Annotated in this window: 25 protein-coding genes and 1 other RNA gene; 16 read left to right on the top strand and 10 right to left on the bottom strand. The window is 67.7% G+C overall.

The window, feature by feature from the left end; translation table 11 throughout:
- Nucleotides 1–30 precede the first annotated feature (30 nt).
- Both rpoH and ACT009_RS03245 read right to left on the bottom strand, forming a co-directional pair.
- Entirely contained in the window at nucleotides 31–936 is a 906-nt protein-coding gene (gene rpoH / locus ACT009_RS03250) for an RNA polymerase sigma factor RpoH (RefSeq protein ID WP_445192946.1), read from the bottom strand.
- 61 nt (nucleotides 937–997) lie between these two features.
- Nucleotides 998–1,945 carry an RluA family pseudouridine synthase gene (locus ACT009_RS03245; RefSeq protein WP_445192945.1) on the bottom strand — a complete coding sequence of 316 codons (948 nt, stop codon included), beginning with the start codon at nucleotides 1,943–1,945 and terminating at the stop codon, nucleotides 998–1,000.
- 17 nt (nucleotides 1,946–1,962) lie between these two features.
- On the opposite strand from ACT009_RS03245, the gene ACT009_RS03240 reads away from it, so the two are divergent.
- From ACT009_RS03240 to rnpB, 10 genes are all read left to right on the top strand, one after another.
- Nucleotides 1,963–2,367, top strand: coding sequence for a M67 family metallopeptidase (locus ACT009_RS03240; RefSeq protein WP_445193999.1), 405 nt, complete (start codon nucleotides 1,963–1,965; stop codon nucleotides 2,365–2,367).
- Nucleotides 2,368–2,442: 75 nt separating this feature from the next.
- Complete coding sequence (locus ACT009_RS03235) at nucleotides 2,443–3,087, top strand: histidine phosphotransferase family protein (RefSeq protein ID WP_445192944.1); 645 nt, start codon at nucleotides 2,443–2,445, stop codon at nucleotides 3,085–3,087.
- A 53-nt stretch (nucleotides 3,088–3,140) separates the two neighbouring features.
- Nucleotides 3,141–5,435, top strand: a complete 2,295-nt coding sequence (locus ACT009_RS03230) for a chemotaxis protein CheA (protein ID WP_445192943.1) — start codon at nucleotides 3,141–3,143, stop codon at nucleotides 5,433–5,435.
- Nucleotides 5,435–5,860 (top strand): chemotaxis protein CheW, encoded by a 426-nt coding sequence (locus tag ACT009_RS03225; protein ID WP_445192942.1) that lies wholly within the window; start codon nucleotides 5,435–5,437, stop codon nucleotides 5,858–5,860. The genes ACT009_RS03230 and ACT009_RS03225 overlap by 1 nt, the downstream gene beginning before the upstream one ends.
- Before the next feature lie 85 nt (nucleotides 5,861–5,945).
- Nucleotides 5,946–6,311 carry a response regulator gene (locus tag ACT009_RS03220; protein ID WP_445192941.1) on the top strand — a complete coding sequence of 122 codons (366 nt, stop codon included), beginning with the start codon at nucleotides 5,946–5,948 and terminating at the stop codon, nucleotides 6,309–6,311.
- Nucleotides 6,312–6,327: 16 nt separating this feature from the next.
- On the top strand, nucleotides 6,328–7,431 hold the full coding sequence (locus tag ACT009_RS03215) for a chemotaxis protein CheB (RefSeq protein WP_445192940.1): 1,104 nt from the start codon (nucleotides 6,328–6,330) through the stop codon (nucleotides 7,429–7,431).
- On the top strand, nucleotides 7,428–8,273 hold the full coding sequence (locus tag ACT009_RS03210; protein ID WP_445192939.1) for a CheR family methyltransferase: 846 nt from the start codon (nucleotides 7,428–7,430) through the stop codon (nucleotides 8,271–8,273). The genes ACT009_RS03215 and ACT009_RS03210 overlap by 4 nt, the downstream gene beginning before the upstream one ends.
- Before the next feature lie 86 nt (nucleotides 8,274–8,359).
- Nucleotides 8,360–9,052, top strand: a complete 693-nt coding sequence (locus ACT009_RS03205; RefSeq protein ID WP_445192938.1) for an N-acetylmuramoyl-L-alanine amidase — start codon at nucleotides 8,360–8,362, stop codon at nucleotides 9,050–9,052.
- A gap of 138 nt (nucleotides 9,053–9,190) precedes the next feature.
- Nucleotides 9,191–9,706 carry a hypothetical protein gene (locus ACT009_RS03200; RefSeq protein ID WP_445192937.1) on the top strand — a complete coding sequence of 172 codons (516 nt, stop codon included), beginning with the start codon at nucleotides 9,191–9,193 and terminating at the stop codon, nucleotides 9,704–9,706.
- A 93-nt stretch (nucleotides 9,707–9,799) separates the two neighbouring features.
- Nucleotides 9,800–10,205: RNase P RNA component class A (gene rnpB / locus ACT009_RS03195), an RNA gene on the top strand.
- Between the two features lie 457 nt (nucleotides 10,206–10,662).
- On the opposite strand, the gene ACT009_RS03190 is transcribed toward rnpB, so the two are convergent.
- Together ACT009_RS03190 and ACT009_RS03185 are read right to left on the bottom strand one after the other, a co-directional pair.
- Nucleotides 10,663–11,301 carry a carbonic anhydrase gene (locus ACT009_RS03190; RefSeq protein ID WP_445192936.1) on the bottom strand — a complete coding sequence of 213 codons (639 nt, stop codon included), beginning with the start codon at nucleotides 11,299–11,301 and terminating at the stop codon, nucleotides 10,663–10,665.
- Entirely contained in the window at nucleotides 11,298–12,878 is a 1,581-nt protein-coding gene (locus ACT009_RS03185; RefSeq protein ID WP_445192935.1) for a SulP family inorganic anion transporter, read from the bottom strand. The genes ACT009_RS03190 and ACT009_RS03185 overlap by 4 nt, the downstream gene beginning before the upstream one ends.
- Nucleotides 12,879–13,073: 195 nt before the next feature.
- On the opposite strand from ACT009_RS03185, the gene ACT009_RS03180 reads away from it, so the two are divergent.
- Both ACT009_RS03180 and ACT009_RS03175 read left to right on the top strand, forming a co-directional pair.
- Nucleotides 13,074–13,613, top strand: coding sequence for a J domain-containing protein (locus ACT009_RS03180; protein ID WP_445192934.1), 540 nt, complete (start codon nucleotides 13,074–13,076; stop codon nucleotides 13,611–13,613).
- The gene (locus ACT009_RS03175; RefSeq protein WP_445192933.1) at nucleotides 13,610–13,972 is read left to right on the top strand and encodes a (2Fe-2S) ferredoxin domain-containing protein; all 363 of its coding nucleotides are present in this window, start codon (nucleotides 13,610–13,612) and stop codon (nucleotides 13,970–13,972) included. The genes ACT009_RS03180 and ACT009_RS03175 overlap by 4 nt, the downstream gene beginning before the upstream one ends.
- On the opposite strand, the gene ACT009_RS03170 is transcribed toward ACT009_RS03175, so the two are convergent.
- The 6 genes from ACT009_RS03170 to ACT009_RS03145 form a co-directional block, all read right to left on the bottom strand.
- Nucleotides 13,915–14,115, bottom strand: a complete 201-nt coding sequence (locus ACT009_RS03170; protein ID WP_445192932.1) for a hypothetical protein — start codon at nucleotides 14,113–14,115, stop codon at nucleotides 13,915–13,917. The two genes, ACT009_RS03175 and ACT009_RS03170, sit on opposite strands and share 58 nt — an antisense overlap.
- Nucleotides 14,116–14,137: 22 nt before the next feature.
- Nucleotides 14,138–15,208, bottom strand: coding sequence for a PA0069 family radical SAM protein (locus tag ACT009_RS03165; RefSeq protein WP_445192931.1), 1,071 nt, complete (start codon nucleotides 15,206–15,208; stop codon nucleotides 14,138–14,140).
- A 145-nt stretch (nucleotides 15,209–15,353) separates the two neighbouring features.
- Complete coding sequence (locus ACT009_RS03160; protein ID WP_445192930.1) at nucleotides 15,354–16,787, bottom strand: phospholipase D-like domain-containing protein; 1,434 nt, start codon at nucleotides 16,785–16,787, stop codon at nucleotides 15,354–15,356.
- Nucleotides 16,788–17,049: 262 nt separating this feature from the next.
- Nucleotides 17,050–17,577, bottom strand: coding sequence for a molybdenum cofactor biosynthesis protein B (moaB, locus tag ACT009_RS03155; RefSeq protein ID WP_445192929.1), 528 nt, complete (start codon nucleotides 17,575–17,577; stop codon nucleotides 17,050–17,052).
- Nucleotides 17,567–19,351 (bottom strand): lytic transglycosylase domain-containing protein, encoded by a 1,785-nt coding sequence (locus tag ACT009_RS03150; RefSeq protein WP_445193998.1) that lies wholly within the window; start codon nucleotides 19,349–19,351, stop codon nucleotides 17,567–17,569. Before ACT009_RS03150 ends, moaB begins: the two co-directional genes overlap by 11 nt.
- A gap of 38 nt (nucleotides 19,352–19,389) precedes the next feature.
- Nucleotides 19,390–19,992: a uracil-DNA glycosylase gene (locus tag ACT009_RS03145; RefSeq protein ID WP_445192928.1), complete on the bottom strand. Its 603-nt coding sequence runs from the start codon at nucleotides 19,990–19,992 to the stop codon at nucleotides 19,390–19,392.
- A 273-nt stretch (nucleotides 19,993–20,265) separates the two neighbouring features.
- Here ACT009_RS03145 and ACT009_RS03140 point away from each other — a divergent pair, with 273 nt between their 5' ends.
- The 4 genes from ACT009_RS03140 (at nucleotide 20,266) to recA (ending at nucleotide 25,851) form a co-directional block, all read left to right on the top strand.
- Complete coding sequence (locus ACT009_RS03140; RefSeq protein ID WP_445192927.1) at nucleotides 20,266–21,921, top strand: electron transfer flavoprotein-ubiquinone oxidoreductase; 1,656 nt, start codon at nucleotides 20,266–20,268, stop codon at nucleotides 21,919–21,921.
- 25 nt (nucleotides 21,922–21,946) lie between these two features.
- Nucleotides 21,947–23,530, top strand: a complete 1,584-nt coding sequence (locus ACT009_RS03135) for a tetratricopeptide repeat protein (protein WP_445192926.1) — start codon at nucleotides 21,947–21,949, stop codon at nucleotides 23,528–23,530.
- Nucleotides 23,527–24,366, top strand: a complete 840-nt coding sequence (locus ACT009_RS03130) for a 4-(cytidine 5'-diphospho)-2-C-methyl-D-erythritol kinase (protein WP_445192925.1) — start codon at nucleotides 23,527–23,529, stop codon at nucleotides 24,364–24,366. The genes ACT009_RS03135 and ACT009_RS03130 overlap by 4 nt, the downstream gene beginning before the upstream one ends.
- Before the next feature lie 411 nt (nucleotides 24,367–24,777).
- Nucleotides 24,778–25,851: a recombinase RecA gene (gene recA / locus ACT009_RS03125; protein WP_445192924.1), complete on the top strand. Its 1,074-nt coding sequence runs from the start codon at nucleotides 24,778–24,780 to the stop codon at nucleotides 25,849–25,851.
- Nucleotides 25,852–26,083: the final 232 nt, after the last annotated feature.

Below are 26,083 nucleotides of genomic sequence, written 5' to 3'. Positions count from 1 at the left end.
GCGGCGGCAGGGCCTCGACCGCAACAATCCTCAGGCCGCGACGAGCAGTCGCTTCTCGCCCGCGATCCGCATCATCGCCTTTTGCAGCTTCTCGAACGCCCGCACCTCGATCTGGCGAACGCGCTCGCGCGACACGCCGTAGACCTGGCTTAGCTCCTCCAGCGTCTTGGGATCGTCGGTCAGCCGGCGCTCGGTCAGGATGTGCTTCTCGCGGTCGTTGAGGTCGTCCATCGCCGACACCAGCATCGAATGGCGGACATCCGCCTCCTGCGCATCGGCGACGATCTTGTCCTGCAGCGGCGCGTCGTCCTGCAGCCAATCCTGCCACTGGCCCTCGCCATCTTCGCGCATCGGCACGTTCAGCGACGTGTCGCCGCCCATCGCCATCCGCCGGTTCATGCTGACGACGTCATGCTCGGCAACGCCCAGGTCGGTCGCGATCTTGGTGACGTCCTCTGGCTTCAGGTCGCCGTCCTCGAATGCGTCGAGCTTGGACTTCATCCGCCGCAGGTTGAAGAACAGCTTCTTCTGCGCGGCGGTGGTGCCCATCTTGACCAGGCTCCACGACCGCAGGATATATTCCTGGATCGAGGCGCGGATCCACCACATCGCATAGGTCGCCAGGCGGAAGCCGCGATCGGGCTCGAACTTCTTCACGCCCTGCATCAGGCCAATATTGCCCTCCGAGATCAACTCGGACGTCGGCAGGCCGTAGCCACGATATCCCATCGCAATCTTGGCGACGAGACGGAGATGCGAGGTGACCAACTGCGCCGCCGCATCGGTGTCGCCATGTTCCTGAAAACGCTTGGCGAGCATATATTCCTGCTCGGGCTGCAGGATCGGGAATTTCTTGATCTCCGCCAGATAGCGGTTCAGCCCAGCTTCGCTGCCGAGCGTCGGGATCGTCGCGGGGACGTTGCTGCGGGCTGCCATGATCGATCTTCCCTTTCCTGAAGGCGTGGGTGCCGCGTTGCAGCAACCCTCGTCCATCTACTTATACGTGAAGCTGACTGAACAGTTCCTGCATGTCCGCAGGCATTGCGCTTTGGAACGACAAAGCGGTGCTATCTATCGGGTGGATGAACCCGAGATGCGCCGCATGCAACGCCTGCCGCCTGAAACCGAGAGTTTCCAGCAGCCCTTTGCGGCCACCCTTTGTTCTACCATAGACCGGGTCGCCCAGCAAGGGATGCCCGATCGACGCCATGTGCACCCGGACCTGATGCGTGCGACCGGTTTCCAGGCGGCATTCGATCAGCGCGGCGTCGCGCAGCGGCTGCACGGTCGAGAAATGCGTCACCGCGCGCTTGCCGCCCGCGACGATCGCGATCTTCTTGCGGTTCTGCGGGCTGCGCGCGAGCGGCGCATCGACCTTGCCGGCGGCCGGGCGCGGGATGCCGTCGACGATCGCCCGGTAGCGGCGATCGATGCTGTGATCGTGGAACTGCCGGGCGAGCCCTTCGTGCGCCCGGTCGGTCTTCGCCGCGACCATCAGTCCCGAGGTGTCCTTGTCGATGCGGTGGACGATGCCCGGGCGCGCGACCCCACCTATTCCCGACAGTGAACCGCCGCAGTGATGGAGCAGCGCATTGACCAGCGTGCCGTCGAAATTGCCCGCCGCCGGGTGGACCACCAACCCGGCGGGCTTGTCGACGACGATCAGGTGCTCGTCCTCATAGGCGACGACCAGCGGGATATCCTGCGCCTCGTTATGCGCGGGTGTCGGATCGGGCACCGCGATCGTGAACACGTCGCCTGCCGCGGCGCGCTTCGCGGGATCGCGAAATGCCGCACCGTCGCGCAGCACCGCGCCCGCCGAGATCAGCGACTTCAACCGTTCGCGCGAGAAGCGCGGCGCGGCGTCGGCGAGCGCACGATCGAGCCGCCAGCCATCCGCGGTCGGCGCGATCGTCGCTTCGATGATGGAAACCCCCCGGTTCATGTCCTACCCAGATGGCCATGGTGTTGGAGATTTCAAGCAGGGTCGTGGCGCACGTCCACGCCGTCGCCGCGGCGTCGCCCGACCGGGAGGTCTGCGGCCTGCTGTTCGGCACCGATCGCCGGATCGACACGGCGCAGGCTTGCCGTAACGTGGCGGCGGATCCGACGCGACGCTTCGAGCTCGATCCCGCCGCGCTGCTGGCCGCCCACCGCGGCGCGAGGGCAGGCGGCGCAACGATCGTCGGCCACTATCACTCGCATCCCTTGGGATCGGCGAAGCCGTCGACCTGCGACGCCGACGCCGCGGCGGCGGACGGCGCGATCTGGCTGATCGTCGCCGGCGGCGACATGCGCGCGTGGCGGGCCGTCGCCGGCGGCGCGCTGCACGGCCGGTTCGATTCGGTGACCTTGCGCACTTCCTGATCGGCCGCGCCCGTACGTGGGTTGCACGCGCCGTCCGGCTCGGTCAGAGAGGCGCGCGTTAACCAGGGGATTACCATGCCTGTCAGCCCGGTCGAATTTGCGAGCCTGTTGTGCTCGCGGCTGTGCCACGACCTTCTCTCGCCGGTAGGCGCGCTCAACAACGGGCTGGAGCTGCTCGCCGACGAGACCGATCCCGAGATGCGGCAGCGCGTGCTCGACCTGCTGAGCGAAAGCGCGCGGGCGTCGGCCAACAAGCTGAAGTTCTTCCGGCTGGCGTTCGGCGCGGCGGGCGGCTTCGGGGAGCACGTCGATTCGCGCGAAGCAAAGACCGCGATCGAAGGGCTGCTGATCGACAACAAGCGGACCGAGCTCGGCTGGATGGTCGAAGCGGCGACGCTGCCCAAGCCCGCGATCAAGGTGCTGCTCAACCTGGCGATGATCGCCAGCGAGGCGCTGGTGCGTGGCGGCAAGCTCGACGTCGGCGGCGAGGAGACCGGCGGGCAGCTGGAGATCGTCGTCAAGATCGAAGGACCGCGGATCATCCTCGATCCCGAACTGCGCGCGACGCTGGTCAGCGGCGAGGGCGAGGGCGGGGTCACCCCCCGCGCTGCCGCGGCGTACCTCGTCCATACCCTCGCGACCGGGGCCGGCGGGGCGGTGCTGGTCAGCGAGCCCGCGGACAACGTCATGGTCTTCGGCGCCGTCTTCAACGCGCGGTAAACGCGCCCTTAACTTTCCTCCGCCATGACCGTCGCTGGAATCGACGGGGACCCATGGACGACCTGCTTCAGGAATTTATCGCCGAAACGCGCGAAACGCTCGAGGCGCTTTCGGGCGAGATCGTCGCATGGGAGGCCGATCCGACCGATCGTGCGCGTCTCGACGCGATCTTTCGCTTCGTGCACACCGTGAAGGGTAGCTGCGGCTTCCTCGATCTGCCGCGGCTCGCCGAGCTCAGCCATGCCGCGGAGGACGTGCTCGCCGCGGTCCGCGAGGGCAAGCGCGCACCCGACACCCCGCTGGTCACCGCGGTGCTCGCAATCGTCGACCGGATCGGCGAGATCGTCGAGGCGATCGATTCGGGCAATTCGCTCGACGATGCGACCGAAGGCATGCTGATCAGCGCGCTCTCCGAAGACGCGGCACCCGTCGTCCAGGCCGCGCCGGCGACGATCCAGCGCACCAACGCGCGATCGGTGCGGCTGAACGTCGAGCTGCTCGACCGGATGATGAGCGGCATGTCCGAGATGGTGCTGGCGCGCAACGAGCTCGCCCGGCGCCTGCGCGACGAACAGGTCGATCCGCGGATCGAAGCATCGCTCGAGCGGCTCTCGCTGACCGTCGCCGAGATGCGCGACACCGTCACCCGCACCCGCATGCAGAAGATCGAGGCACTGTTCTCCGCACTCCCGCGGATGGTGCGCGATACCGCCGCCGAAGTCGGCAAGGCGGTCAGCCTGACGCTGGACGGCGCCGACGTCGAGCTCGACCGCGAGATGATCGAGCTGATGCGCGATCCGCTGGTCCACATCATCCGCAACGCGGTCGATCACGGCATCGAGGCGCCTGCCGATCGCAAGCGGCTCGGCAAGCCGATCACCGGCAAGCTCACCGTGTCGGCCCGGCAATCGGGCAACCAGATCCTCATCGAAGTCGCCGACGACGGCGCCGGGATCGATACCGACCGGCTGGTCGCCAAGGCGCGCAGCCAGCGGCTGCTGTCGGAAAGCGAGATCGCCGCGCTCGACCCTGCGGGCAGGCTCGACCTGATCTTCCACGCCGGCCTGTCGAGCCGCGACACCGTGACCGCGATCTCGGGCCGCGGCGTCGGCATGGACGTGGTCCGCGCCAACATCGAACAGATCGGCGGCCGCATCGTCCTGCTCAACCAGCCCGGCAAGGGGCTGACGATCGTCATCCACGTGCCGCTGACGTTGTCGATCATCTCGACGATCGTCGTCGCGGTCGGCGATCAGCGCTTCGCGCTCCCGCGGCAGTCGGTCGAGGAGATCGTCACGGTTCGCGGCGAAGCGGTGCGGATCGACATGGTCGGCGACACCGCGGTGGTCGCGGTGCGCGGGCGGCGGCTGCCGCTGGTCAGGCTCGGTGCATTGCTGGGGCTGGCGGATCATCCGCCCACCACGCTCGCAATCGTGTCGACCCGCGACGGCGACTATGCGCTCGCGATCGACGAGGTGCTCGATACCGAGGAACTGGTGGTGAAGCCCGCCGCGCCGCTGGTGATGGCGACCGGGCTGTATGCGGGCCAGACCCTGCCCGACAGCGGGCTGCCGATGCTGCTGCTCGACGGATCGGGTATCGCGACGGTCGCGGGGCTGCGCTTCAACCGCATCGCCCAGGCCAGCGAAGCCGAGGTCGCGGACGCCGCGCCCGGCATCCCGGCGCTGCTGTTCGACGATCTCGACGGGCGTCGTCGCGCGCTCGCGCTCGCGGTCATCGACCGGGTCGAAACCGTGCCGATCGCCGCGATCCGCCTCTCGGGCGGCCGGTTGCGGCTGACAATCGGCGGCGGCACCGTGCCGCTATACTGCGCCGCGGATCTCGACGATCGCCGCCACGTCCCCGTGCTTCGTCTCACCGACGGCGAGATCGAGGTCGCCTATGCGATCGCCGAACCGATCGAGATCGTCACCCTGCCGACCGAGATCGCCGCGGCGAGCGGGGCCGGGCCGATCGCGGGGGTCGCGATCATCGGCGACGAGCAGGTCGAGTTGATCGACGCACACATGCTGTTCGCGGGCGAGGCCGCACCGATCGCGGCGCAACCGGTCTGCCTGCTTCACTGCGACGGATCGGGGTGGATGGAATCGTTCCTCAAGCCGACGCTCGAAGCTGCCGGCTATCGCTGCGTCACCGGGCTCGGCGACGGCGAGAACGCCGCGGTCGCCCTCGCGATGGACGGATCGCCGCTCGTTACCACTGCCGTCGCCACGCCCGTCGTGCGGCTGCGTCGCGACCGCGCCGGCCGCAAGGACGACGGCAGCGTCTATCGCTACGACCGTCCGGCACTGATCGCCGCGCTCGCCGCAAGCCTTGGAGGCCGCTGATGGAATTGTTCCTGATCGCCCATATCGCCGGCCGGGGGGTCGCGATCGAGACCGCCCAGGTCGAATCGGTCGTCGACATCGCCGAGATCGTCGCGGTGCCGCGCGCCGAGAGCAACGTCCGCGGGCTGGTCGCGCTGCGCAGCCGGGTGGTGACGGTGATCGACACCGGCACCGCGCTCGGCCTTGATCCCACGCCCGACCAGAGCCGCCGCGCGGTGATCACGCGGATCGACGGGCATCATTACGCCATTCTGGTCGATTCGCTCGAGGACGTCGCGCCGTTCGAGCGGCTGCCGCTGTCGCCGGGCCTCGCGCTCGACAATGGCTGGGCGACCGCGGGGACGGGGATCGTCGAGCGCAGCGGCGAACCGATGCTGATCCTCGATCTGTCGGCGCTGATCCCCGCGCACGCCTTCGCCGCCTGACCTCGATTTCGCGGCACCGTTTAACCCGCCGCTTACGCTTTGCTGCCACAAGGATGGCGGCGCTTCCGCTCGCAAAGGCCCATCCATGAAGACCTGTCTTGTCGTCGATGATTCGAAGGTGATCCGCAAGGTCGCCCGCCACATATTGGAAACGCTGAACTTCGAGGTGAGCGAAGCCTGCGACGGCCGCGAGGCGCTCGACGCCTGCATGGCGAAGGCGCCCGACGTGATCCTGCTCGACTGGAACATGCCGGTGATGAGCGGGATGGATTTCCTCCGCGCGCTACGTGAATCGAGCATCGCCTCGCGCCCCAAGGTGGTGTTCTGCACCACCGAGAACGGCATGGCCTATATCCGCGCCGCGATCGAAGCCGGCGCCGACGAATATGTCATGAAGCCGTTCGACCGCGACACACTGGAATCGAAGCTGCAAATCGTCGGCATGGCCTGAACCGCTTGCCGGCCCGATGTCCAGTTTCGATTCTGCCCTGGCCGTCCTCAGTGTCGATCATTCCCGCGTCCTGATCGTCGACGATTCGGCGGTCGCGCGGGCGGTGATGGCGCGGATGATCGACGCCAACGACGATTTCGTCGTCGCCCGCACCGTCGCCAACGTCCGTGCGGCGCTCGATTTCCTGGCCGTCGAACGCGTCGAATTCATCCTGCTCGATATCCAGATGCCGGGGATCGACGGCATCACCGCGCTGCCCGACATCATCGCCGCCGGGCGCGGCGCGCGGGTCCTGATCGTCTCGTCGTCCGCCAGCGAAGGCGCCGCCAGTACCGTCCAGGCGCTCGCGATGGGCGCCGCCGACACCCTGGTGAAGCCCGGGACGGGCGGCCTGTCGTCACGCTTTGCCGTGGCACTGATCGACAAGCTGCGCCGGCTGACCGGGACGATCCCCGCCAGCGCGCCCGCGATCTCGCTGGCAGTGCCGCCCACGACCAGCCCGGCAGTCGCACCGCCCGCGGCCGACCCGCGCCCGGTCGGCGACAGCTATGACATCGTCGCGATCGGCGCCTCGACCGGCGGCATCCACGCGCTCAGCCAGATGCTGCGCGCGATCCCGACCAGCTTCACGCTGCCGATCCTCGTCACCCAGCATCTGCCCGCGTCGTTCATGCCCTATTTCGCCGCGCAGCTCGCGGTGCTCGCGGGGCGCCCGGCGGAGGTCGCGGCGGATCGGCTGCGGATCAGGCCCGGCCGGATCATCGTTGCGCCCGGCGACGCGCATGTCCGCTGCGTCTCCTTGGGTGACGGCAGCGCCGCGATCCGCTTGACGCACGAGGCGGCGCCGAGCGGCTGCATGCCCTCGGTCGATCCGATGCTGGCGTCGATGGCGGAGATCTATGGCCCGCGCATGCTCGCGGTGATCCTCAGCGGCATGGGCCGCGACGGCGCCGACGGCGCCCGGCTGGTCCATGCGGCGGGTGGCTGCGTCGTCGTGCAGGACCAGGCGAGTTCGGTGATCTGGGGCATGCCCGGCGCGGTCGCGACCGCGGGCAATGCCGATGCGATCATGGATCCCGACGCGATCGGCCGCATGGCGGCATCCCGGCGGCGGCCATGATGCACCAGCCGATCGGCACGCTGCCGGGTGTCTCGCAGGTCGCGCTCAACGTGCTCAGCGCGCTGCTGGAGGCGCGTACCGGGCAGCAGATCGCCGCCTATCGATCCTGGCGGATCGACACCGCGCTGAAACCACTCCTCCGCGAGCGGGGGTTCGACACGCTCGACCGGCTCGTAACCCACCTGCTCGAAGGCCATGATACCATGATCGGTGACCAGATCGTCGACGCGCTCGTCAATCAGGAGAGCTCGTTCTTCCGCGATGCCCCGGTGTTCGACATGATCGTCGAAGCGGTCCAAGCCGCGGAGGCGGAGGGTCGCCGCGCGCGGATCTGGTGCGCGGGCTGTTCGACCGGGCAGGAGCCGTTGTCGCTCGCGATGATCTTCGCCGAACGCGGCACCGCGATGCCGGAGATCGTCGCCACCGACGTGTCCGAGGCCGCGATCGCGCGGGCGCGGGCAGGACGCTACACGCAGTTCGAGATCCAGCGCGGCCTGCCGATCCGGCGGATGATGCGCTGGTTCGACGCTGCGGGCAGCGACTGGGTTGCCAAGCCCGAGCTGGTGAAGGCGGTGGCGTTCAAGCGCCACAATCTGGTCGCGGACCGCGCGCCGTCGGGCCCGTTCGACGTCGTGCTCTGCCGCAACGTGCTGCTGTACCTCGCGACTCCCACCAAGCTCGACGTGTTCGACCGCATCGCCGCATCGCTCAACCCCGGCGGCATGCTGGTGCTCGGTGCCGGCGAGACCGTGATCGGGCAGACCCGTCTGTTCGAACCCAGCAAGCGCTTCCGCGGCTTCTACGAACTCGCTACCGCCCACCGCGTCCGCGCCGCCGCCTGACCCTCGCCCGCCCGTACGAACCCCGTACGAACCCCCTGGGCGACACCCCCTGTACGACGCCGACCTTTGTCGGCTAGGAGCGGGGCATGACGATCATCGACACGCCCTCGCCGAACTTCGACGAGCGGACGCTGCCGATCAGCATGATCGTGCTCCATTATACCGGCATGCAGGACGGCCCGTCGGCGATCGCGCGGCTATGCGATGCCGCGGCGAAGGTCTCCTCGCACTATGTCGTCGAGGAGGACGGCACCGTCCTGCGGCTGGTGGCCGAGGACAAGCGCGCCTGGCACGCCGGGCGGTCGCACTGGCGCGGCACCACCGACATCAATTCGGCGAGCATCGGCATCGAGATCGTCAATCCCGGTCATGAATTCGGCTATCGCCCGTTCACCGAACCGCAGATCGATGCGGTCGTCCGGCTGGTCGCCGCGATCAAGCAGCGCCACGCGATCACCCGCGGCAACGTCGTCGGCCATTCCGACATCGCGCCGACCCGGAAGCGCGATCCGGGCGAGCTGTTCCCGTGGAGCAAGCTCGCCAAGCTCCGCCTCGCCCTGCCGCGCCCGACCCGCAACCTGATGGACCCGATGTGGACCGAGGGCGGGTTTCTGCTCGCGCTCGAACGCTTCGGCTACGACGTCACCGAATCGATGGCTGCGATCATGGCGTTCCAGCGAAGGTTTCGCCCCGAACTGATCGACGGCGAGATCGATGCGGAATGCCGGATGATCCTGCTCGCGCTGTTGCTGCCGAAGCCGCAGGGCGATGACGACTAGGGTCCGGCTTACCTACACCCGAACTCCGGCCATCCTCAACTATGCTATTTGCGCGTAATGAAGTACTTGACTGCTCGTTGATTAGGATGCTCATCATACCTGGGGCGACCATAAGGATGGTTGTTGAGGGGAGCATATATGATAGGCATTCGTGGTGTTTTAGCGGGCGCTATGTTGTTTGTAGCATCGACGGCGACGGCGACGGCTGAGCCGATCTGGGGGAAAGTAGAGTTTGGGATGACACGTGCAACCGTGGAATCGCTTTATCCGAAGGGCGGGAATGTAGATTACCAGTCCAATAACATCGAGATCAGCCACGTTGCCATAACTGCAAAATGTGAGGCTGAGGCAAACATTCGGTTTAATGACAGCGGGGTCGTTGACAGCATCATGATAGCTGGCAACCCCAGCATGGGCGGTCGTTGCAGCAACGAAGTCATGACTAATCTTGCGGGCAAGTACGGACAACCGGCCAATTGGGATGGAAGCGGAGGTAGCTTCTTAGCCCGCCAAGGAAAAATCGCTATCTGGAGCAGGCCAGATGGCGTCGCCATGCGTTTTAAAAAATATGAAAACGGGATCCTCGGCGGAGGAGGATTACTGAAGGCGTCGTGGGAGCTGACTTACACGAAGACAGATGGATTCGCGTTGTAAATATGAGGGCTGCGCCTTTACGGTGCTCGGCTTCTTTATTAGCCACGTCGGCGACGTTGCCGACGTGGCGTTTTGCGCCTAGAGCGACGCTCGCCAGAGGGTCGGGCGACCGCGTCGTGCGCAAGCACGCCGAGGAAAGTCCGGGCTCCATGTAACAACGGTGCCGGGTAACGCCCGGCGGGGGCGACCCCAGGGAAAGTGCCACAGAGAGCAGACGACGTGCGGCTCGGGCCTCGGCCCGGGTACAATGCTTCGGCAGCGTCATGGTGAAAGGGTGCGGCAAGAGCGCACCGCGCGCCTGGCAACAGGGGCGGCACGGCAAACCCCACCGGGAGCAAGACCGAATAGGGGCGGCATGGGGCTTCACGTCCCGGGGCTCGTTGCAGCTCGCCGCCCGGGTTGGTTGCTTGAGGCGGCGCGCAAGCGTCGCCCTAGAGGAATGGTCGCACAGTCCCCGCAAGGGGACGGACAGAACCCGGCTTACAGACCCTCTGGCGCATTGATCGTTTTGGTTGGCTGATGCCATCATCCCTTGCTCGCACCCCGGCGAAGGCCGGGGCCCAGTTGCTGGCACCTGGGAGGCTGGCGCTGTCCTCCAACCAAATGACCTCCAGAGCTGGGCCCCGGCCTTCGCCGAGGTACGGAGAGGGTGACCTGACGTTATCACCCGACGCGAGCCAAACATCCTCCGGCACTATCGTCGCCACCAAGCGCCCATTGTGTCCCCGCGAAGGCGGGGACACAGTACTGGGCTCCCGCCTTCGCGGGAGCACAATGTTGAATGTCGGTTTACCTGCCACTCGTCCGAAGGTTCTGCTCCCGCGCGCGATAGAACAGGAATCAAGCGACTTGGCTGCCGGACAGTCATCAGCAGGCGACCGCAGGCAAGCCTCACAGCACCAGCAGCCAATTGAAAACCGCGAAGTAGCCCAACCGCGCCTCTCCGCTCGGCACTCCTAGACCAGCACCTTCTCCGGCCGCCCGACCTCGTCCAGCGTCGTGTCGCGATCGATCTCCATGAGCGGTTTGATGTGCCCGTCGCGGATGTCGTACACCCACCCGTGCAGCCACAGCTCCTGATTACGCGCGAACGCCGCCTGGACGGTCGCCGTCCGGGCAAGCCGCACCAGCTGGTCGCGCACGTTGACCTCGACCAGCCGGTTGACCTTGGCGTCGTCGGTCGGCTGTGCGTCGATCTCGTCGGCATGTTCGGCCAGCACGTCGCGCGCGGTGTCGAGCCAGCGGTCGACCGGTCCCTCGGTGCCGCCATGCAACGTCGCCTTGATCCCGCCGCAGCTATGATGGCCGCACACCACGATATGCCGCACCCCGAGCACGTCGACCGCATATTGCAGCACCGACATCAGGTTGAGATCGTCGTGGTTCACCAGATTGGCGATGTTGCGGTGGATGAACATGCCGCCGGGCTGGGTCATCGTCATCTGCTCGGGGTTCACCCTGCTGTCCGAACACCCGATCCACAGGAATTCCGGCTTCTGGCCGACGGTCTGGCGGCTGAAGAAGTCGGGATTCTCGTCGGTTAACTCGGCTGCCCATGCCTTGTTGGCGAGCAGGAGCTGCTTGTACTGCCTCATGCGTAGCGTACCTCGGTCGATGGAGCGTTGATCAGTTGCGCGCGCTTGCCGGCGATGTCGCCGCGCACGAACAGCTTGATGCCGCGGTAATGCGCGCCCTTGATGAAGGCGTTGATGATGTCGACATTGTCGAGATCGACATAGTTGGTCGACGACAGGTCGATCAGCAGGTTGGCGTCGTCCGGCACCCGCATCAGCGACTTCTGCAGCTCGTACTTGTGGATGAAGTAGAGGTTGCGGCGGGCGCGGATCAGGCAGTCTCCCTCGTCGCACGCGAAGGTGATCGCAGGGCGGAAGTTGCGCGCGATCACGAAGACGAAGCCGACGACGAGGCCGATCACGATGCCCTCGAGCAGATCGGTGAACAGGATCGCGACGACCGTCACGACGAACGGCACGAACTGGGTCCAGCCCTGCTTGTAGCGATCGGTGAACAGCTTCGGCTTGGTCAGCTTGTACCCGGTCGCGATCAGCACCGCGGCGAGCGCGGAGAGCGGGATAAGGTTGAGCACCGCGGGGATCAGCGCGACGCTCAGCAGCAGCCAGAAGCCGTGCATGATCGTCGACAGCTTGCTCTCGGCGCCCGAATCGACGTTGGCGGAGGAGCGCACGATCACCGACGTCACCGGCAAGCCGCCGATCAGGCCCGAGACGATGTTGCCGCCGCCCTGCGCCATCAGCTCCCAATTCTTGTCGGTGGTCCGCCGGCGCGGGTCGATCTCGTCGACCGCCTTCACGCTCAATAGCGATTCGAGGCTGGCGACGATCGCGAGCGTCGCCGCGGTGGTCCATACCGCGGCCTGGCCGATTGCGGAGAAATCGGGGAAGGTGAAGAGCGACGGGAATTTGGCGAGGCTGTCGACCACCGGCACCTGCACCAGATGCTGCGCGCCGAGCTGCCACTCGGGTTTCAGCATGCCGAGCAGCAGGTTGCCGACCACGCCGATCACCACGACGACGAGCGGGCCGGGGACGAAGCGGAGAAAGCCTTCCTTCGGCCGGGCGCCGTCCCACCAGAACAAAAAGGTCAGGCTGACCAGCGCGATCAGCACCGCGCCCGGCGTCAGGCTGCCGGTCAGGCTGTCCCACACCCGCGAGAAGGTGTTGATGCCGTCCGCGGTGGTGAACTGGAAGATGCCCTCCGATTCGCGATCATAGCCGACCGCGTGGGGGATCTGCTTGAGGATCAGGATCAACCCGATCGCGGCCAGCATGCCGGTGATCACCGACGACGGCACAAATTCGCTGAGGATGCCGGCCTTGGTGAAGGAGAAGGCCAGCTGCATGACGCCGGCGAGCACCACCGCGAGCAGGAAGATCGGATATTCCTTCAGCCCCTCGATCGCGGCGAGCACGATCACGGTCAGGCCCGCGGCGGGGCCGCTCACCGACAGCGGCGATTTCGACAGCAGGCCGATGACGATCCCGCCGACCATTCCCGATATCACCCCGGCGAACAGCGGCGCGCCCGACGCCAGCGCGACGCCGAGGCACAGGGGAAGCGCGACCAGGAAGACGACGATCGAGGCGGGCAGATCGGCCCGCCACGTAGAGAAGATTGATCGTGGTGTCGGCACCGGAGCTCCTGTCGGTCGGGTATGCATAGATATAGGATCGGTAGCAGTCCGCTCTCGGTTGCAGTGCGTCATTTTGTTGCTGGAGGCCCGCAACCCGGCCCGCTGGTTTCGTTTCCATTACATATCGTTGCTGGCGATTGCGGCGATGCGGCGAAGGCGGGTTGCGCTGGCGGGTCGGCGGCCTATGTCGCAGCGATGGCGCGAACATCGTCTCGATCGAACGACTGGGGTTTCCCGCGGTGGCGCGGCTATGGGTCGGGCCGCGAGACGACGACGGTGCGGTTGTGCGACCGGCACGGCTGCGAGGAGCCGGGCAACTGCCCCGCGCCGAAATCGCCCAACAGCCCCGACCGCTGGTATTTCTGCGAGACGCACGCCGGCGAATACAATCGCGGCTACAATTATTTTGAAGGCTTGTCCGCCGAGGAGGCCGCGGCGCGCGAGAGCGACGAGACCCGCGACGCGTCGGGCTTCGCCAACGCCAAGCATTATGCCTGGGGTGGGCCCGGCGACGGCACCCGATCGCGCGACGAGCTTCACGCACTCGAGGCACTGGGGGTCGACAGCGACGCCGATCTCGAGACGATCAAGTCGGCCTGGCGCAGGCTCGCCAAGGAAAACCACCCTGACGTCCGTCCCGGCGATGCCGATGCGGCGGTGAAGTTCCAGGCGGTCCAGGCCGCCTACGAGGTGCTTCGCCGCGCCGACGAACAGCGTGAGTGGCGCCCGCGGTGAAGACCGTGCACAGCGACTGGCAGGGCGCGGTGCTGGTCTGCGGCAAATGTACCAAGAAGGTCGGCGGCGGGTTCGGCGCGAAAGGGAAGCTGCCGCTCGCCAAGGCGCTACGGCGCCTGCTGGGGCTGAAGAAGGGGCGTCGCGCCGCACTCGGCATCGTCGAGACCCGCTGCCTCGGCGTGTGCCCGAAGAACGCCGTCGTCATGGTCGATACGCGTACCCACGGCGGATGGCTGGTGGTGCCCGCCGGGGTGGCGCTCGACCGGGTGGCGGCGCGGCTGGCGCCACCACCGCAGCAGCCTCAGTCCGCGTCGTCCTTCGCCACCTCGGCGTCGTCGTCGGCCTCCGCCTCGCCCTGATAGCCGGCATTGTTGCCGTAGCCCGCACCCGATTCCTCGGGGCCGCCGGTGCCGTCCTGTTCGACCGTCTCCGGCTTGCTCGCGTCGTTCTCGCCCATCATCGTCTCCTGTCGCGACACCGCGGTCGCGTCTCGGACCAACACCCGACGCGCGCCGACGATCCCCTCAGAACAACTCTCCCTGCGGCCCCTTGGGCGCCCGGAACAGGTCGGTGCGCAGATCCATCCGCATCCCGTCGAAGCCATGTTTGCGGCATGCGATCCGGAACCGCGTCTTCAGCAGCTCCGCCCAGGGCCCGCTGCCGCGCATCCGCGTGAAGAAGTCGGAATCGTTGTCGCGCCCGCCGCGCAGCGATCGGATGATCGCCATCACCTTGCCCGCGCGATCGGGAAAATGCTCGTCGAGCCACGCCCTGAACAGCGGCGCGACCTCGTGCGGCAAGCGCACCGGAATGTAGAACACCCCCCGCGCACCCGCCGCCGCGGCGCGATCGACCAGCGCCTCCAGCTCGTGATCGGTGATCGCCGGGATCACCGGCGCGATCGAGACGAAGGTCGGCACCCCCGCGTCGGCCAGCCGCCGGACCGCTGCAAGCCGCTTTTCGGGGTGCGGCGCACGCGGCTCGATCGTGCGCGCGACCAGCGGATCGAGCGAGGTGATCGACATCGCCACCGCCGCCAGCCCCTGCGCCGCCATCGGTGCGAGCAGGTCGATATCGCGGACCACCCGATCGGACTTGGTGGTGATCGTCAGCGGATGGCCGACCTCCGCCAGCACCTCGACGATCGACCGAGTGATCTTCCAGTCGCGCTCTATCGGCTGATACGGATCGGTATTGGTGCCGAGCGCGATCGGCCGCACCGAATAGCCGGGCTTGGCGAGTTCCGCGCGTAGCAGCGCCGCCGCGGTCGGCTTGGCGAAGAGCTTGCTCTCGAAATCCAGCCCCGGCGACAGGTCGAGATAGGCATGGGTCGGGCGCGCGAAGCAATAGATGCAGCCATGCTCGCAGCCGCGATAGGGATTGATCGACCGGTCGAAGCCGATGTCGGGGGAGGCGTTGCGGCTGATGATCGTCCGCGGCGTCTCGGTCGTCACCATCGTCCGCAGCCGCGGCGCCGCGCCGTCGATCAGCTCGCGCGCGTCGAGCCAGTCGCCATCGGCCTCGTCGTGCGGCAAGCCGAACCGCGCACTCGCAAGGTTGATCGTCGCGCCGCGGACGGGACGGTTGGTCGCCATGGTTCGGCTTAACCAACGTTCTGGAACAAAGCAAGAACGTTACTGAAAATTGCCGCCTATCACGGGTGCTCCCGTGGAGGCGGGAGCCCAGTACTCGGTCCCCGCCTCCGCGGGGACACAAAGCACCAGACGCAACGCCCTAGCCTCAGTCCTTCCGATGCCGCTTCAATCGCCCTCGGAACAGCCCGCGCTTGCTAAGCCCCTCGAACATTTCCTCGGGCCCCTCCGGATCGAGCACCTCGTTGTCCGCCAGCCACTTCTCGATGCTCGCCAGATCCTTCGGCTCGTATGGCCGCAGCGACCGCCCGTCGCCGCGCAGCCGCTCGACCGCCCCGATCAGCGAGCCCTCCTCGGCGATCGTCGCCGCCACGATCCCGGGCGCCACGCCGAGATGCTCGCCGAGCAGCCGGTTGCGGACATCGAGGATCGTCGCCGCGGTCGCCTCGTCATCGGCCACCACGATCAGGTCGCATTCGGTGTCGAGTCGAAGCGACCGGTTGTTCATGTTGGCCGATCCGACCCGCAACTGCCGGTCGTCGACGAAGGTCAGCTTGGCGTGGACATAGATCGGCGTCCCGCCCGCGGTATAGGGATGGTACATCCGCAGCCGACCGTGCTTGTCGCGCCGCTTCAGCGCCTCCATCAACCGCGCCCGCGCGGTGTCCATCGCCAGCGGCTCGAGCCAGCCCTGCGCGGTCACCGGGTTGACGATCACGAACTCGGGCCCGTCGGGTTCGTCCAGACGCCGCGCGATCGCCTCCGCGATCCGACGCGACGCGAAATACTGGCTCTCGCAATAGACGTGGCGCCTGGCCGAGGCGATCTGGTCGAGAAACAGCGCCTCGATCTGCAGCAACCCGATCTCGGTCGGCATCTCCGGCCGGGTCTGCGCGATGCCGATCTCGATATTTTCAAACATCGGCTCGAGCGCCGCCGGCCAGCAATTGCGCCGCGCCTCGACCGGCGCGAGCGTCTCGCCGGTGCCGAGCAGCCAGCGCTCGCGGCAGATCTCGGCGAGCGCGGACGCCGCCGGTCCGGATACCGCCGTGGTCGCATCGTGCCACGGCTTGTGCGGCTTGCCGCTCGCGCTCAGCCGGCGCGGGTCGTGATCGCGGTGATCGCAGGTGTCCCAACGTTCGTCGGTCATGTCGATACCGCCGCAGAACGCCAGGCAGTCGTCGATGCACACGATCTTCTGGTGGTGCGAGGCGCCGGTCGGGTGATGCCCGTCGAGCCGGACGTGGATGCGCGGATGCCGCATCAGCTTCAGCAACGAGAACAAGGTCGTCCCGCGGAACAGCGACTTGATCGCGCCCAAGTCCCAGCGCAGCAGATAGAGGTTCAGCGCCGGGTTGCGATCGACCAGCCACAGCAGGAACTCGCCGACCTTGGCGGGCCCCTCGGTCGCGTCGGCGTCGAGCACGATCCGCGCGTCGAAGTCCCACCCGATCAGCATGATCCGCTGCTGCGCCTCGATCAGCGCCTGTCGCGCGACTGCGAAATAGCGCGCCGCATCCACGATCACGGTCAGCTTATCGGCACGCGCAACGGCCCGGCAGTTCTGGTCGATACGCAGCATCGCCCGATCCCCTAACCCGGCGCAACGATTATGGCGAGCCGACAATCGCGGCGATACGGGACAGATGTGGGATGGAGATGGGTAGGGGGCTACCTACGCCGGTTGGCTGGCCCCGATACTTCCCTTTGACCTCCCGTCATCCCTGACTTGATCCGGGATGCCGCTTCTTCTTCAGCAGTCGACAAAATTAGCGGGACCCCGGATCAAGTCCGGGGTGACGGGGGTGGTCCGGTGGTCATTCAGCCCGGCACATGCCCAACCCTCAACGCTCCAGCAACCGCGGCATCAACTCCACGAAGTTGCACGGACGATGCCGGCTATCCAGCTGTTCGCGCAGGATCCCGTCCCATCCGTCCTTCACCGCCCCGGTCGAACCCGGCAGCGCGAACACATACGTCCCTTCCGCGACGCAGGCGCAGGCGCGCGACTGGACGGTAGAGGTGCCGATCTTGGCGTAGCTCAGATAGCGGAACAGCTCCCCGAACCCCGGGATCATCTTGGTCGCGACCTGTTCGATCGCCTCGGGGGTCACGTCGCGTCCCGTTACCCCGGTGCCGCCGGTGGTGATCACGCAGTCGATCGCCGGATCAGCGATCCACCCCCGCAACCGCGCCACGATCGCGGGAACGTCGTCGCGTTCGATCGCACGATCGGCAAGGATGTGGCCGGTTCCGGTCAGCCGCTCGATCAGCGTGTCGCCCGACCGGTCCTCGGCGAGCCCGCGGGTATCCGAAACCGTGAGCACCGCGATCCTGACCGGCAGGAACGCCGCGCCTGCGTCAATCGGCACGAACTGGAAGCGCCTGGACGGGGGAGGCGACGCTCGCGCTCGCGGCGGCACTGGGTCGCGCGTTCATCCGGATCGCGTTCGCGCCCGGCAGCCCGGGGAAGCGCGGCCACATGCCCTGCGCCAGCGCGGCACGGCTGGTGGACGCCTGCTTGCCGTTCTGCGCCTCGTACATCCAATAGTTGCGCAGCACCGTGGTGACGTAGCCGCGAGTCTCCCAATAGGGGATGCTCTCGATGTACAGCAGCGGGTCGCCGCCATCGCGAACGATCGCGTTCCATTCGCCGACCGGCTTCGGGCCCGCATTATAGGCCGCGATGACCTTGGGCAGCAGTCCGCCGGTCACGCCCGCCATGTCGCGCAACCGCTCCAGATGGCGCTGGCCGATGTCCATGTTGACCGACGGCTTGGTCAGCGCCGTCCGGTCCATCGATCCGATGCCGCGTTCGCGCGCGAAGTCGGTCGCCGCCGCAGGCATGATCTGCATCAGGCCATAGGCGCCTGCGGGGCTGACCACCTTGTTGCGGAAGCCGCTCTCCTGCAGCGTGTGCGCATAGACCAGCGACTTGTCGATCCGCCAGCCGCTGTCGGGCGTCCAGTTGGGGGTCGGATAGCGGGTCTCCGCCGCGGGGATCACGCCTTGCGGGCAATTATGCGCCAACCACACCGTCGTCGCGGGCAGGCTAAGCGCCTCGGCGACGCGGATCAGGCTCGCGAATTCACGCGGATCGCCGATCTTGGCCTGCTGGCGGATGACGGTCTCGGCAAGGTCGGTCTCCCCGACCTCGACCAGCGCCGCCGCGACGCGGACGTTGGGCCGCTTGTCGATCGCTGCCCAGTCGCCCGCGACGACCACGCCGCCGCGACGCGGCTTCTCGCGCATCGCCAGCGTCTGGCGCGCCAATTGGCCGTAAAAGCTCTCGGAGAACTGCGCCGCCGCCTGCAGCCGCGCCTGGATCTTGTCGGGCCGCGCGCACGCCATGTCCGCCCGCGCCGCCCAGTACAGCGCCGCCGCGCGCAGATCGACATCGCCCGCACGCGCCGCGACGCCCTCGAACCCGTTCTCCGACGCCGCACAGTCGTTTTGCCGCCATGCCGACAAGGCCGTCGTCCATCGCCCCTGGATCGCCCAGTCGCCCGCGCCCTCCGCGGCGCGCATGCCGAGCGACCGCGCGCTCGCATCGTCGCCGGTCAGGAAATAGATCCACGCGATCTTCGCCTGCCACTCGGTCAGCACCTCGGGCGACAGGTCCGGCGTCGCGTCGAGCAGCGCCTGCGCCTCGATGGCGAGGTCGGCCTTCACCAACGGCTGCATCTTCGCCGCCAGATCGGCCGCGACCAGATCGCTCTTGATGCTCTTGGCGCGCACCCGGCGTGGTGCGCCGTCCTGCCAGATCAGGCGCTGCGCCACCGGCAGCGGCGGCAGGTCGATCGCACCGCGGCTCGCGGCGAGGCGGCTGAGCTGTTCAGCCTCAGGCAGCTCGGGCGCTTCGTTGATCAGCTGGACCAGCGGTTCGAGCTCGACCTTGGGCGATCCCTTGGCGGTGAACAACTCGGCGCGCGCGATCGCGTGGAGCGGGCCGGGCTTCATCGCCGCCAGCCCGATCTGCGCATCGGTCCATGCCCCGGTGCGGATCGCCTGGAATACCGCGCGATAGCCGTCGCGCTGCGCGGGCTCGAGCTGGTCGGGGATGCGGTCGCTCTTGGTCGCGGGCGCGGCCTCGGCGGTCGGCGCGGCGGCTGGCTCGTCGATCGCCGGCGCCGCGAAGGCGGGCATCGGCAGCGTCAGCAGCAGGAGCGAAGCCAGTGTGCGGGTCACGCAGAAATTCCTTCCGTCGGCGCTTGGCCTTCGATCAGCAATTGCAGGTCCTTCCAGGCCTCTGCCTTCGCCGCGGGCTTCTCGATCAGGAAGCGCGGATGAAAGCTCGCGACCACGTCGGTTTGTCCGCCTTTATGGTTAAGTCGGTGCAAACGACCACGAAGACCGGCGGCATCCGCCCCGAGGATGGCACGGCTCGCCGCATTGCCCATCAGCAGCAGCCGCTTGGGCGCGACCAGGGCGACGTGATGCTGCGCGATCTCGGCCAGCCGCGCCTCGACCTCGCCGGGCATCCGCCCCGCCACCGGCCGCTTCGCGCAAACGGCTGCAAGGTGCACCGCCGACCGATCGACCCCGATCGCCGCCAGCATCCGGTCGAACAATCGCCCCACCTGTCCGCTCATCAGCATGCCGCCGGCTTCGTCGTCGCGATCCGGGCAGTCGACAAGCACCATGACCGTAGCGTCATCCGGGCCCGTCGCGATGATCGAACCGCCGCGCCACGCCGCCTCGGGCGCCGCATCGCCGCACCGCCAGGCGAGGAATTCAGCCAGCGATACCGGCATTTCCGCTGCAACCGCGGCCGGTGCAGGCGCCATGATCGACGGATCGGGCGCCCGAAGCGGCACCGCGAACCAGTTGCGCGGGGCGTCCTCGACGAGCGTGTCGACGCCCGCATCGTGCCACCAGTCGAGCGCGCTGGCCGCTGCCGCACTCCAATCGATTTGTTGATCCGCCCCCACGATGCCGGTGTCCGCGCAGTTGACGTGGCGGTCAACTTGTCGGATCGGCTTTCAAGACAAGACGTTGCCGGCCTGCGCCCGTCCGATCGCACCCGCGAATCGCGCCCCGCCACCGGCTCGGGAGGATGTATGAGCGAACGTGAGTCGATGCCCTATGACGTGGTGATCGTCGGCGCCGGACCGGCCGGCCTGTCGGCGGCTATCCGCCTGAAACAGGTCGCTGCGGAAAAGGGCGCCGAGATCGCGGTCTGCGTGCTCGAAAAGGGCTCCGAGGTCGGCGCGCACATCCTGTCGGGCGCGGTGATCGATCCGCGCGCGCTCGACGAGCTGCTGCCCGACTGGCGCACCGACGGCTGCCCGATGGCGGAGGTTCCGGTCACCGAGAACCTGCACTGGGTGCTCACCGCCAGGAAGAAGATGACGCTCCCGCATCTGTGGACGCCTCCGTTCCTCCACAACAAGAACACTTACACCGGCAGCCTCGGCAATCTCTGCCGCTGGCTCGCCGGCAAGGCGGAGGAATTGGGCGTCGAGATCTTCCCCGGCTTCGCCGCCGCCGAGATCCTGTTCGACGAGGCCGGCAATGTGAAGGGCGTCGCGACCGGCGACATGGGCGTCGCGCGCGACGGCACCCACAAGCCCGATTACACGCCCGGGCTGGAGATTCACGCCAAATACACCTTCTTCGCAGAGGGCGTCCGCGGCCATTTGACCAAGGAGGTGATCCGCACCTTCGATCTCGCGAAGGACAGCCAGCCCCAGGTCTATGGCATCGGCATCAAGGAATTGTGGGACATCGATCCCGCGCTCCATCACCCCGGCCGCGTCATCCACACCCAGGGCTGGCCGCTCACCGACGAGGCGAACGGCGGCAGCTGGCTCTATCACCAGGCGAACGGCCAGGTCAGCCTCGGCTTCGTCACCTGGCTGAACTATTCCAACCCCTATCTCTCGCCGTTCCACGAGATGCAGCGCTGGAAGACCCATCCCGAGATCGCCGCGATCCTGAAGGGCGGCAAGCGCGTCAGCTACGGGGCGCGCGCGATCAACGACGGCGGGTTGCAGTCGATCCCGAAGCTGGTGTTCCCCGGCGGGGCGCTGATCGGCTGTTCCGCTGGCTTCCTCAACGTGCCGCGGATCAAGGGCACCCACACCGCGATGAAGTCCGGCATGATGGCCGCGGAAGCCGCGGTCGACGCGATCCTGTCGCAGCGCAGCCATGACGAGCTCGCCGCCTATCCCGCGGCGTTCGAGACGAGCTGGGTCAAGAAGGAGCTGTCGATCGTCCGCAACGTCGTGCCGCTGGTCAAGAAGTTCGGCGACTTCGCCGGCTCCGCGCTCGCGGGCGTGACGATGTGGCTCGAGTATCTTGGGCTCAAGATGCCGTTCACGATGAAGCACCACCCCGATCACGCGACCTTGTGGCGCAAGGATCTGGTCAAGCCGATCGTCTATCCCAAGCCCGACGGCGTGCTCACCTTCGACCGGCTGTCCTCGGTGTTCCTGTCGAACACCAATCACGAGGAGGATCAGCCCGTCCACCTGACGTTGCGCGATCCCGACATTCCGATCGGCTACGATCTGCCGATGTACGACGAACCCGCGCAGCGTTACTGCCCCGCCGGCGTCTACGAGGTGGTCGGCGAGGAAACCGGCGACCCGAAGTTCGTGATCAACGCGCAGAATTGCGTCCACTGCAAGACGTGCGACATCAAGGATCCGACCCAGAACATCAACTGGGTGGTGCCCGAAGGCGGCGGAGGCCCGAACTATCCGAACATGTAGCGCCCCGATCGCCGCCGCGCTCGCCGTGGCGCTGCTGGTGCCGGCCGCCGCCGGTGGCGACGTGCGGGCAGGGGGCGGGGATCTCGCCGCCTATCTGCGCGCGCGTGCCGCCGATGCCGACGGGCGCGTCGACATCGCGGTCGCCGACTATGCCCGTGCGCTCGCCGCCGCGCCGGCAAGCACCGCGATCGCCGAGCCAGCCTATCGCGAGGCGCTGGCCGCCGGCGACGACGCGCTCGCGACCCGCGCCGCCGCGGTGCTGCGCGCCAGCGGCCAGGCGCCGTCGGACCTGCCGCTGCTCGCCATCTCCGCCGCCGCGCGCCGCAACGATCACCAGGCCGCCGACGCTGCGATCGCGACGCTGGCGGGCACCCCGCTCGCGGTCCTGATGCCGTCGCTCCGCGCGTGGAGCGCCTATGCCGCCGGCCGCAACCCCTTCGCTCCGCTCGCCGCGGTCAATGCCACCGCCGATCCGATCGCGGCGCGGTTCGCGGGCGAGACCCGCGCACTGCTGCTGATCGCGCGCGGCGATACCGCCGCCGGGCTGGCGATGGTCGAGGCGGTGCGCACCAACGGCGCCCCGATCGACCTCCGCCTCGCCGCCGCGCAGCTGCTGTTCGCCGCCGATCGGCCCGCGGAGGCGCGCGCGCTGCTCACCGGCGACGATCCGGTGCTCGCCGGGCTGCGCGAAGGCGCGCCGGCGAAGGCGTCGCTCGGCTTCGGCGTGTCGCGGCTGCTCGCCCGCGTCGCCGCCGATCTCGCCGCGCAGCAAGGTCCGTTGCCGCTCTCGATCGCGCTCGCCAGCGCCGCACTGCGAGCCGAACCCGGCAACGACCGTGCCCGGCTGCTGCTCGCCGACGCGCTCTCCCGCGATCGCGCCGCCGATCGCGCGCTGGCGGTGCTCGATGGGGTCGACGCGAAGAGCCCGTTCGCCGCCGCCGCCGCCGCCGCGCGAATCACGGTGCTCGCGAGCGCCGGCCGTACCGACGATGCGCTCGCGCTCGCCAAGTCACGTGCCGAACGCGCCGATGCCTCCACCGGCGACTGGCAGCGCTACGCCGATCGTCTCGCCACCGCCGGACGCCCCGCCGACGCCGCGCCCTGGTATCGCCGGATCATCGACTCCGACGGCATGGCGTCGGACTGGGCCGCCTGGCTGCAATATGGCGGCGCACTCGATCAGGCAGGCGACTGGCCCGGTGCCGAGCGCGCGCTCGAAAAGGCGCTGGCGCTGGCGCCCGCCGAGCCGCTCGCGCTCAACTATCTCGGCTATGCCCGTGCCGAACGGGGCGAGGACCTGCCCGGTGCGACCCGGCTGCTTGAACGCGCCAATGCGCTGCGCCCGCTGGACGGCTCGATCGTCGATTCGCTCGGCTGGGCCTATCACCTCTCGGGCGAAACCCGGCGCGCGCTGCCGCTGCTCGAGCGCGCCGCCGCGGGTGATCCGACCAACGCCGAGATCGGCGACCATCTCGGCGACGCCTATTGGACGCTCGGCCGCCGCTACGAGGCGCGTTACGCCTGGCGCGCCGCGGCGCTGACCGCGACCACTGCCGACGCCGCGCGCATCGCCGCCAAGCTGACCGACGGCCTGCCGCCACGGCGATGATCGTCGAGACCGCGCCCGCGAAGATCAACCTCGCGCTCCACGTCCGCCGTCGGCGCGCGGACGGGTACCACGAGATCGAGACGCTGTTCGCCTTCGCCAGCCACGGCGACACCGTGTCGCTCGACCGGGCGGCGGCGGACAGCTTCACCGTGACCGGCCCGTTCGCCGACGACCTCCGCCCGCAGCCGGGGCAGGGGAGCGACGGCAATCTCGTGACCCGCGCCGCCGCCGCCTTCGCCGCCGCCTTCGGGATTTCGGATCGCCATGCGATCGTCCTCAACAAGCATCTCCCGATCGCCTCGGGCATCGGTGGCGGATCGGCCGATGCCGCGGCGACGCTGCGCGGCTTCGGCCGGCTCCACGATGTCGACCGTGCCGATCCCCGGCTGATCGAGATCGCCGCTTCGCTTGGTGCCGACGTGCCCGCCTGCCTGTTGGGGCGCACGGCCTTTGGCACGGGCAGAGGCGATTTGCTGACGCCGCTGGACGGCGTGGCCGGGACTCCGTTGCTGCTCGTCAACCCGGGCGTCGCGGTGTCGACCGCCGCTGTGTTCGCCAGCTGGGACGGCATCGACCGCGGCCCGATCCCCGACGGCGACCTCTTCGCCCGCGCCGCCGCCGCCCGCAACGACCTCGAACCACCCGCGCTACGCATCGCGCCCGAAATCGCCAAGGTCCTGGCGAGGCTGAACGCGGCGACCGGCGTGCGTCTCGCGCGCATGTCCGGCTCCGGCGCCACCTGCCTGGCGTTGTTCGGCACCGAGGCCGACCGAGCGGCCGCGGCCCGCGACGCGGCTGCCACCGACTATTGGCACCTGGAAACGACGATCGCCTGATCGAGCCGCCCCCCATCGTTCGTCACCCCGGACTTGATCCGGGGTGACGGAAAAAATCAGAGGCCCCGCCCACATAGGGCAAGATCGACGCTGCAGATTCCCGCATCGACACATCCGGTCCCACGACGGTACGCACTACGCAAACATACGGGGTGGTCCGACTAACGTCGCGCGGGCAAGGCACGCGGATCACGGATCCGCTGCGTCCCGGGGGGCGCGTCCGGCGATGGTCCCGTATGGCGCCATCGGAGATCGAGAGGCGGTCGTCGCAAGGCGGCCGCCTTTTTCGTCGCCTTTTCCGCTCTCCTGAAAACATCAATGTTCCACCCTTGTTCCTATAGAACAAATGCGATACGACGCATCCAACGCGTTGAATGGTCCACGCACTTGCTCTAGCGAGGGAAGCTTCTGATGGCCGCCAATCTGAAAGTGATCGACACCGGCATGGCTACCGCAACCACGGACCGGCAAAAGGCGCTCGACGCCGCCCTGGCGCAGATCGACCGCGCCTTCGGCAAGGGCTCGGCAATGAAGCTGGGCTCCAAGGAGACGATGCAGGTCGAGGCGATCTCGACCGGCAGCCTAGGGCTCGATATCGCGCTCGGCGTCGGCGGCTTGCCGCGCGGCCGGGTGATCGAGATCTACGGTCCCGAATCGTCGGGCAAGACCACGCTCGCGCTCCACGTCATCGCCGAAGCGCAGAAGACAGGCGGCACCGCCGCCTTCGTCGACGCCGAACATGCGCTCGATCCGGTCTATGCCAAGAAGCTCGGGGTCGACATCGACGAACTGATCGTATCCCAGCCCGATACCGGCGAACAGGCGCTTGAGATCGTCGATACGCTGGTGCGCTCGAACGCAATCGACGTGCTGGTGATCGATTCGGTCGCCGCCCTCGTTCCGCGCGCGGAGATCGAGGGCGAGATGGGTGACAGCCATGTCGGTCTCCAGGCGCGGCTGATGTCGCAATCGCTGCGCAAGCTGACCGGCTCGATCAGCCGCTCGCGCTGCATGGTGATCTTCATCAACCAGCTGCGCATGAAGATCGGCGTGATGTACGGTAACCCGGAGACCACGACCGGCGGCAATGCGCTGAAATTCTACGCCAGCGTCCGCCTCGACATTCGCCGCACCGGCCAGATCAAGGACCGCGAGGAGATCATCGGCAACACCACCCGCGTGAAGGTGGTGAAGAACAAGGTGGCGCCGCCGTTCAAGCAGGTCGAATTCGACATTATGTACGGGCAGGGCGTGTCCAAGCTCGGCGAGATCCTCGATCTCGGCGTAAAGGCCGGGATCGTCGAGAAGTCGGGCGCCTGGTTCAGCTACGACAGCGTCCGCCTCGGCCAGGGTCGCGAGAATTCGAAGACCTTCCTGAAGGACAATCCCGACATGGCCGACCGCCTCGAAAAGGCGATCCGCGCGCGCACCGACAAGGTCGCCGAGGAGATGATGGCCGGCCCGGACGCGGACGACGATCTCTGATCGCGCAGCCGTCTTGCGAAAACGAAGGGCCCGCCAGCAATGGCGGGCCTTTTGCGTTTAGCTCCTCGCGCACGCGTGTAGGTGCGACTTTTGTGACTTTTGGTCCTCTAGCGCCCCCTCCGAATGTCACAACCGCGCCGCTCCTCGTGTCCCCGCGAAAGCGGGGACCCAGTATTGGACTCCCGCCTTCATGAGACCTCTGCGAAAGTCACTCCGTCATCCCGGACTCGTT

The sequence above is a fragment of the Sphingomonas sp. Tas61C01 genome (assembly GCF_052567495.1).
Note: the sequence above shows the minus strand (reverse complement) of the source record. Positions and strands in the feature narration are given on the sequence as shown.

Excerpts from the sequence above, each read along its gene's own strand:
- ACT009_RS03190 (WP_445192936.1), bottom strand. The coding sequence starts at position 11,301 with ATGAGGCAGTACAAGCAGCTCCTGCTCGCCAACAAGGCATGGGCAGCC.
- ACT009_RS03130 (WP_445192925.1), top strand. The coding sequence starts at position 23,527 with ATGATCGTCGAGACCGCGCCCGCGAAGATCAACCTCGCGCTCCACGTC.
- ACT009_RS03160 (WP_445192930.1), bottom strand. The coding sequence starts at position 16,787 with ATGCTGCGTATCGACCAGAACTGCCGGGCCGTTGCGCGTGCCGATAAG.
- ACT009_RS03150 (WP_445193998.1), bottom strand. The coding sequence starts at position 19,351 with ATGCCCGCCTTCGCGGCGCCGGCGATCGACGAGCCAGCCGCCGCGCCG.
- ACT009_RS03180 (WP_445192934.1), top strand. The coding sequence starts at position 13,074 with ATGGCGCGAACATCGTCTCGATCGAACGACTGGGGTTTCCCGCGGTGG.
- ACT009_RS03245 (WP_445192945.1), bottom strand. The coding sequence starts at position 1,945 with ATGAACCGGGGGGTTTCCATCATCGAAGCGACGATCGCGCCGACCGCG.
- ACT009_RS03205 (WP_445192938.1), top strand. The coding sequence starts at position 8,360 with ATGACGATCATCGACACGCCCTCGCCGAACTTCGACGAGCGGACGCTG.
- ACT009_RS03240 (WP_445193999.1), top strand. The coding sequence starts at position 1,963 with ATGGTGTTGGAGATTTCAAGCAGGGTCGTGGCGCACGTCCACGCCGTC.
- ACT009_RS03225 (WP_445192942.1), top strand. The coding sequence starts at position 5,435 with ATGGAATTGTTCCTGATCGCCCATATCGCCGGCCGGGGGGTCGCGATC.
- ACT009_RS03145 (WP_445192928.1), bottom strand. The coding sequence starts at position 19,992 with ATGGCGCCTGCACCGGCCGCGGTTGCAGCGGAAATGCCGGTATCGCTG.
- ACT009_RS03220 (WP_445192941.1), top strand. The coding sequence starts at position 5,946 with ATGAAGACCTGTCTTGTCGTCGATGATTCGAAGGTGATCCGCAAGGTC.
- ACT009_RS03165 (WP_445192931.1), bottom strand. The coding sequence starts at position 15,208 with ATGGCGACCAACCGTCCCGTCCGCGGCGCGACGATCAACCTTGCGAGT.
- recA (WP_445192924.1), top strand. The coding sequence starts at position 24,778 with ATGGCCGCCAATCTGAAAGTGATCGACACCGGCATGGCTACCGCAACC.
- rpoH (WP_445192946.1), bottom strand. The coding sequence starts at position 936 with ATGGCAGCCCGCAGCAACGTCCCCGCGACGATCCCGACGCTCGGCAGC.
- ACT009_RS03230 (WP_445192943.1), top strand. The coding sequence starts at position 3,141 with ATGGACGACCTGCTTCAGGAATTTATCGCCGAAACGCGCGAAACGCTC.
- ACT009_RS03200 (WP_445192937.1), top strand. The coding sequence starts at position 9,191 with ATGATAGGCATTCGTGGTGTTTTAGCGGGCGCTATGTTGTTTGTAGCA.
- ACT009_RS03210 (WP_445192939.1), top strand. The coding sequence starts at position 7,428 with ATGATGCACCAGCCGATCGGCACGCTGCCGGGTGTCTCGCAGGTCGCG.
- ACT009_RS03140 (WP_445192927.1), top strand. The coding sequence starts at position 20,266 with ATGAGCGAACGTGAGTCGATGCCCTATGACGTGGTGATCGTCGGCGCC.
- ACT009_RS03235 (WP_445192944.1), top strand. The coding sequence starts at position 2,443 with ATGCCTGTCAGCCCGGTCGAATTTGCGAGCCTGTTGTGCTCGCGGCTG.
- ACT009_RS03215 (WP_445192940.1), top strand. The coding sequence starts at position 6,328 with ATGTCCAGTTTCGATTCTGCCCTGGCCGTCCTCAGTGTCGATCATTCC.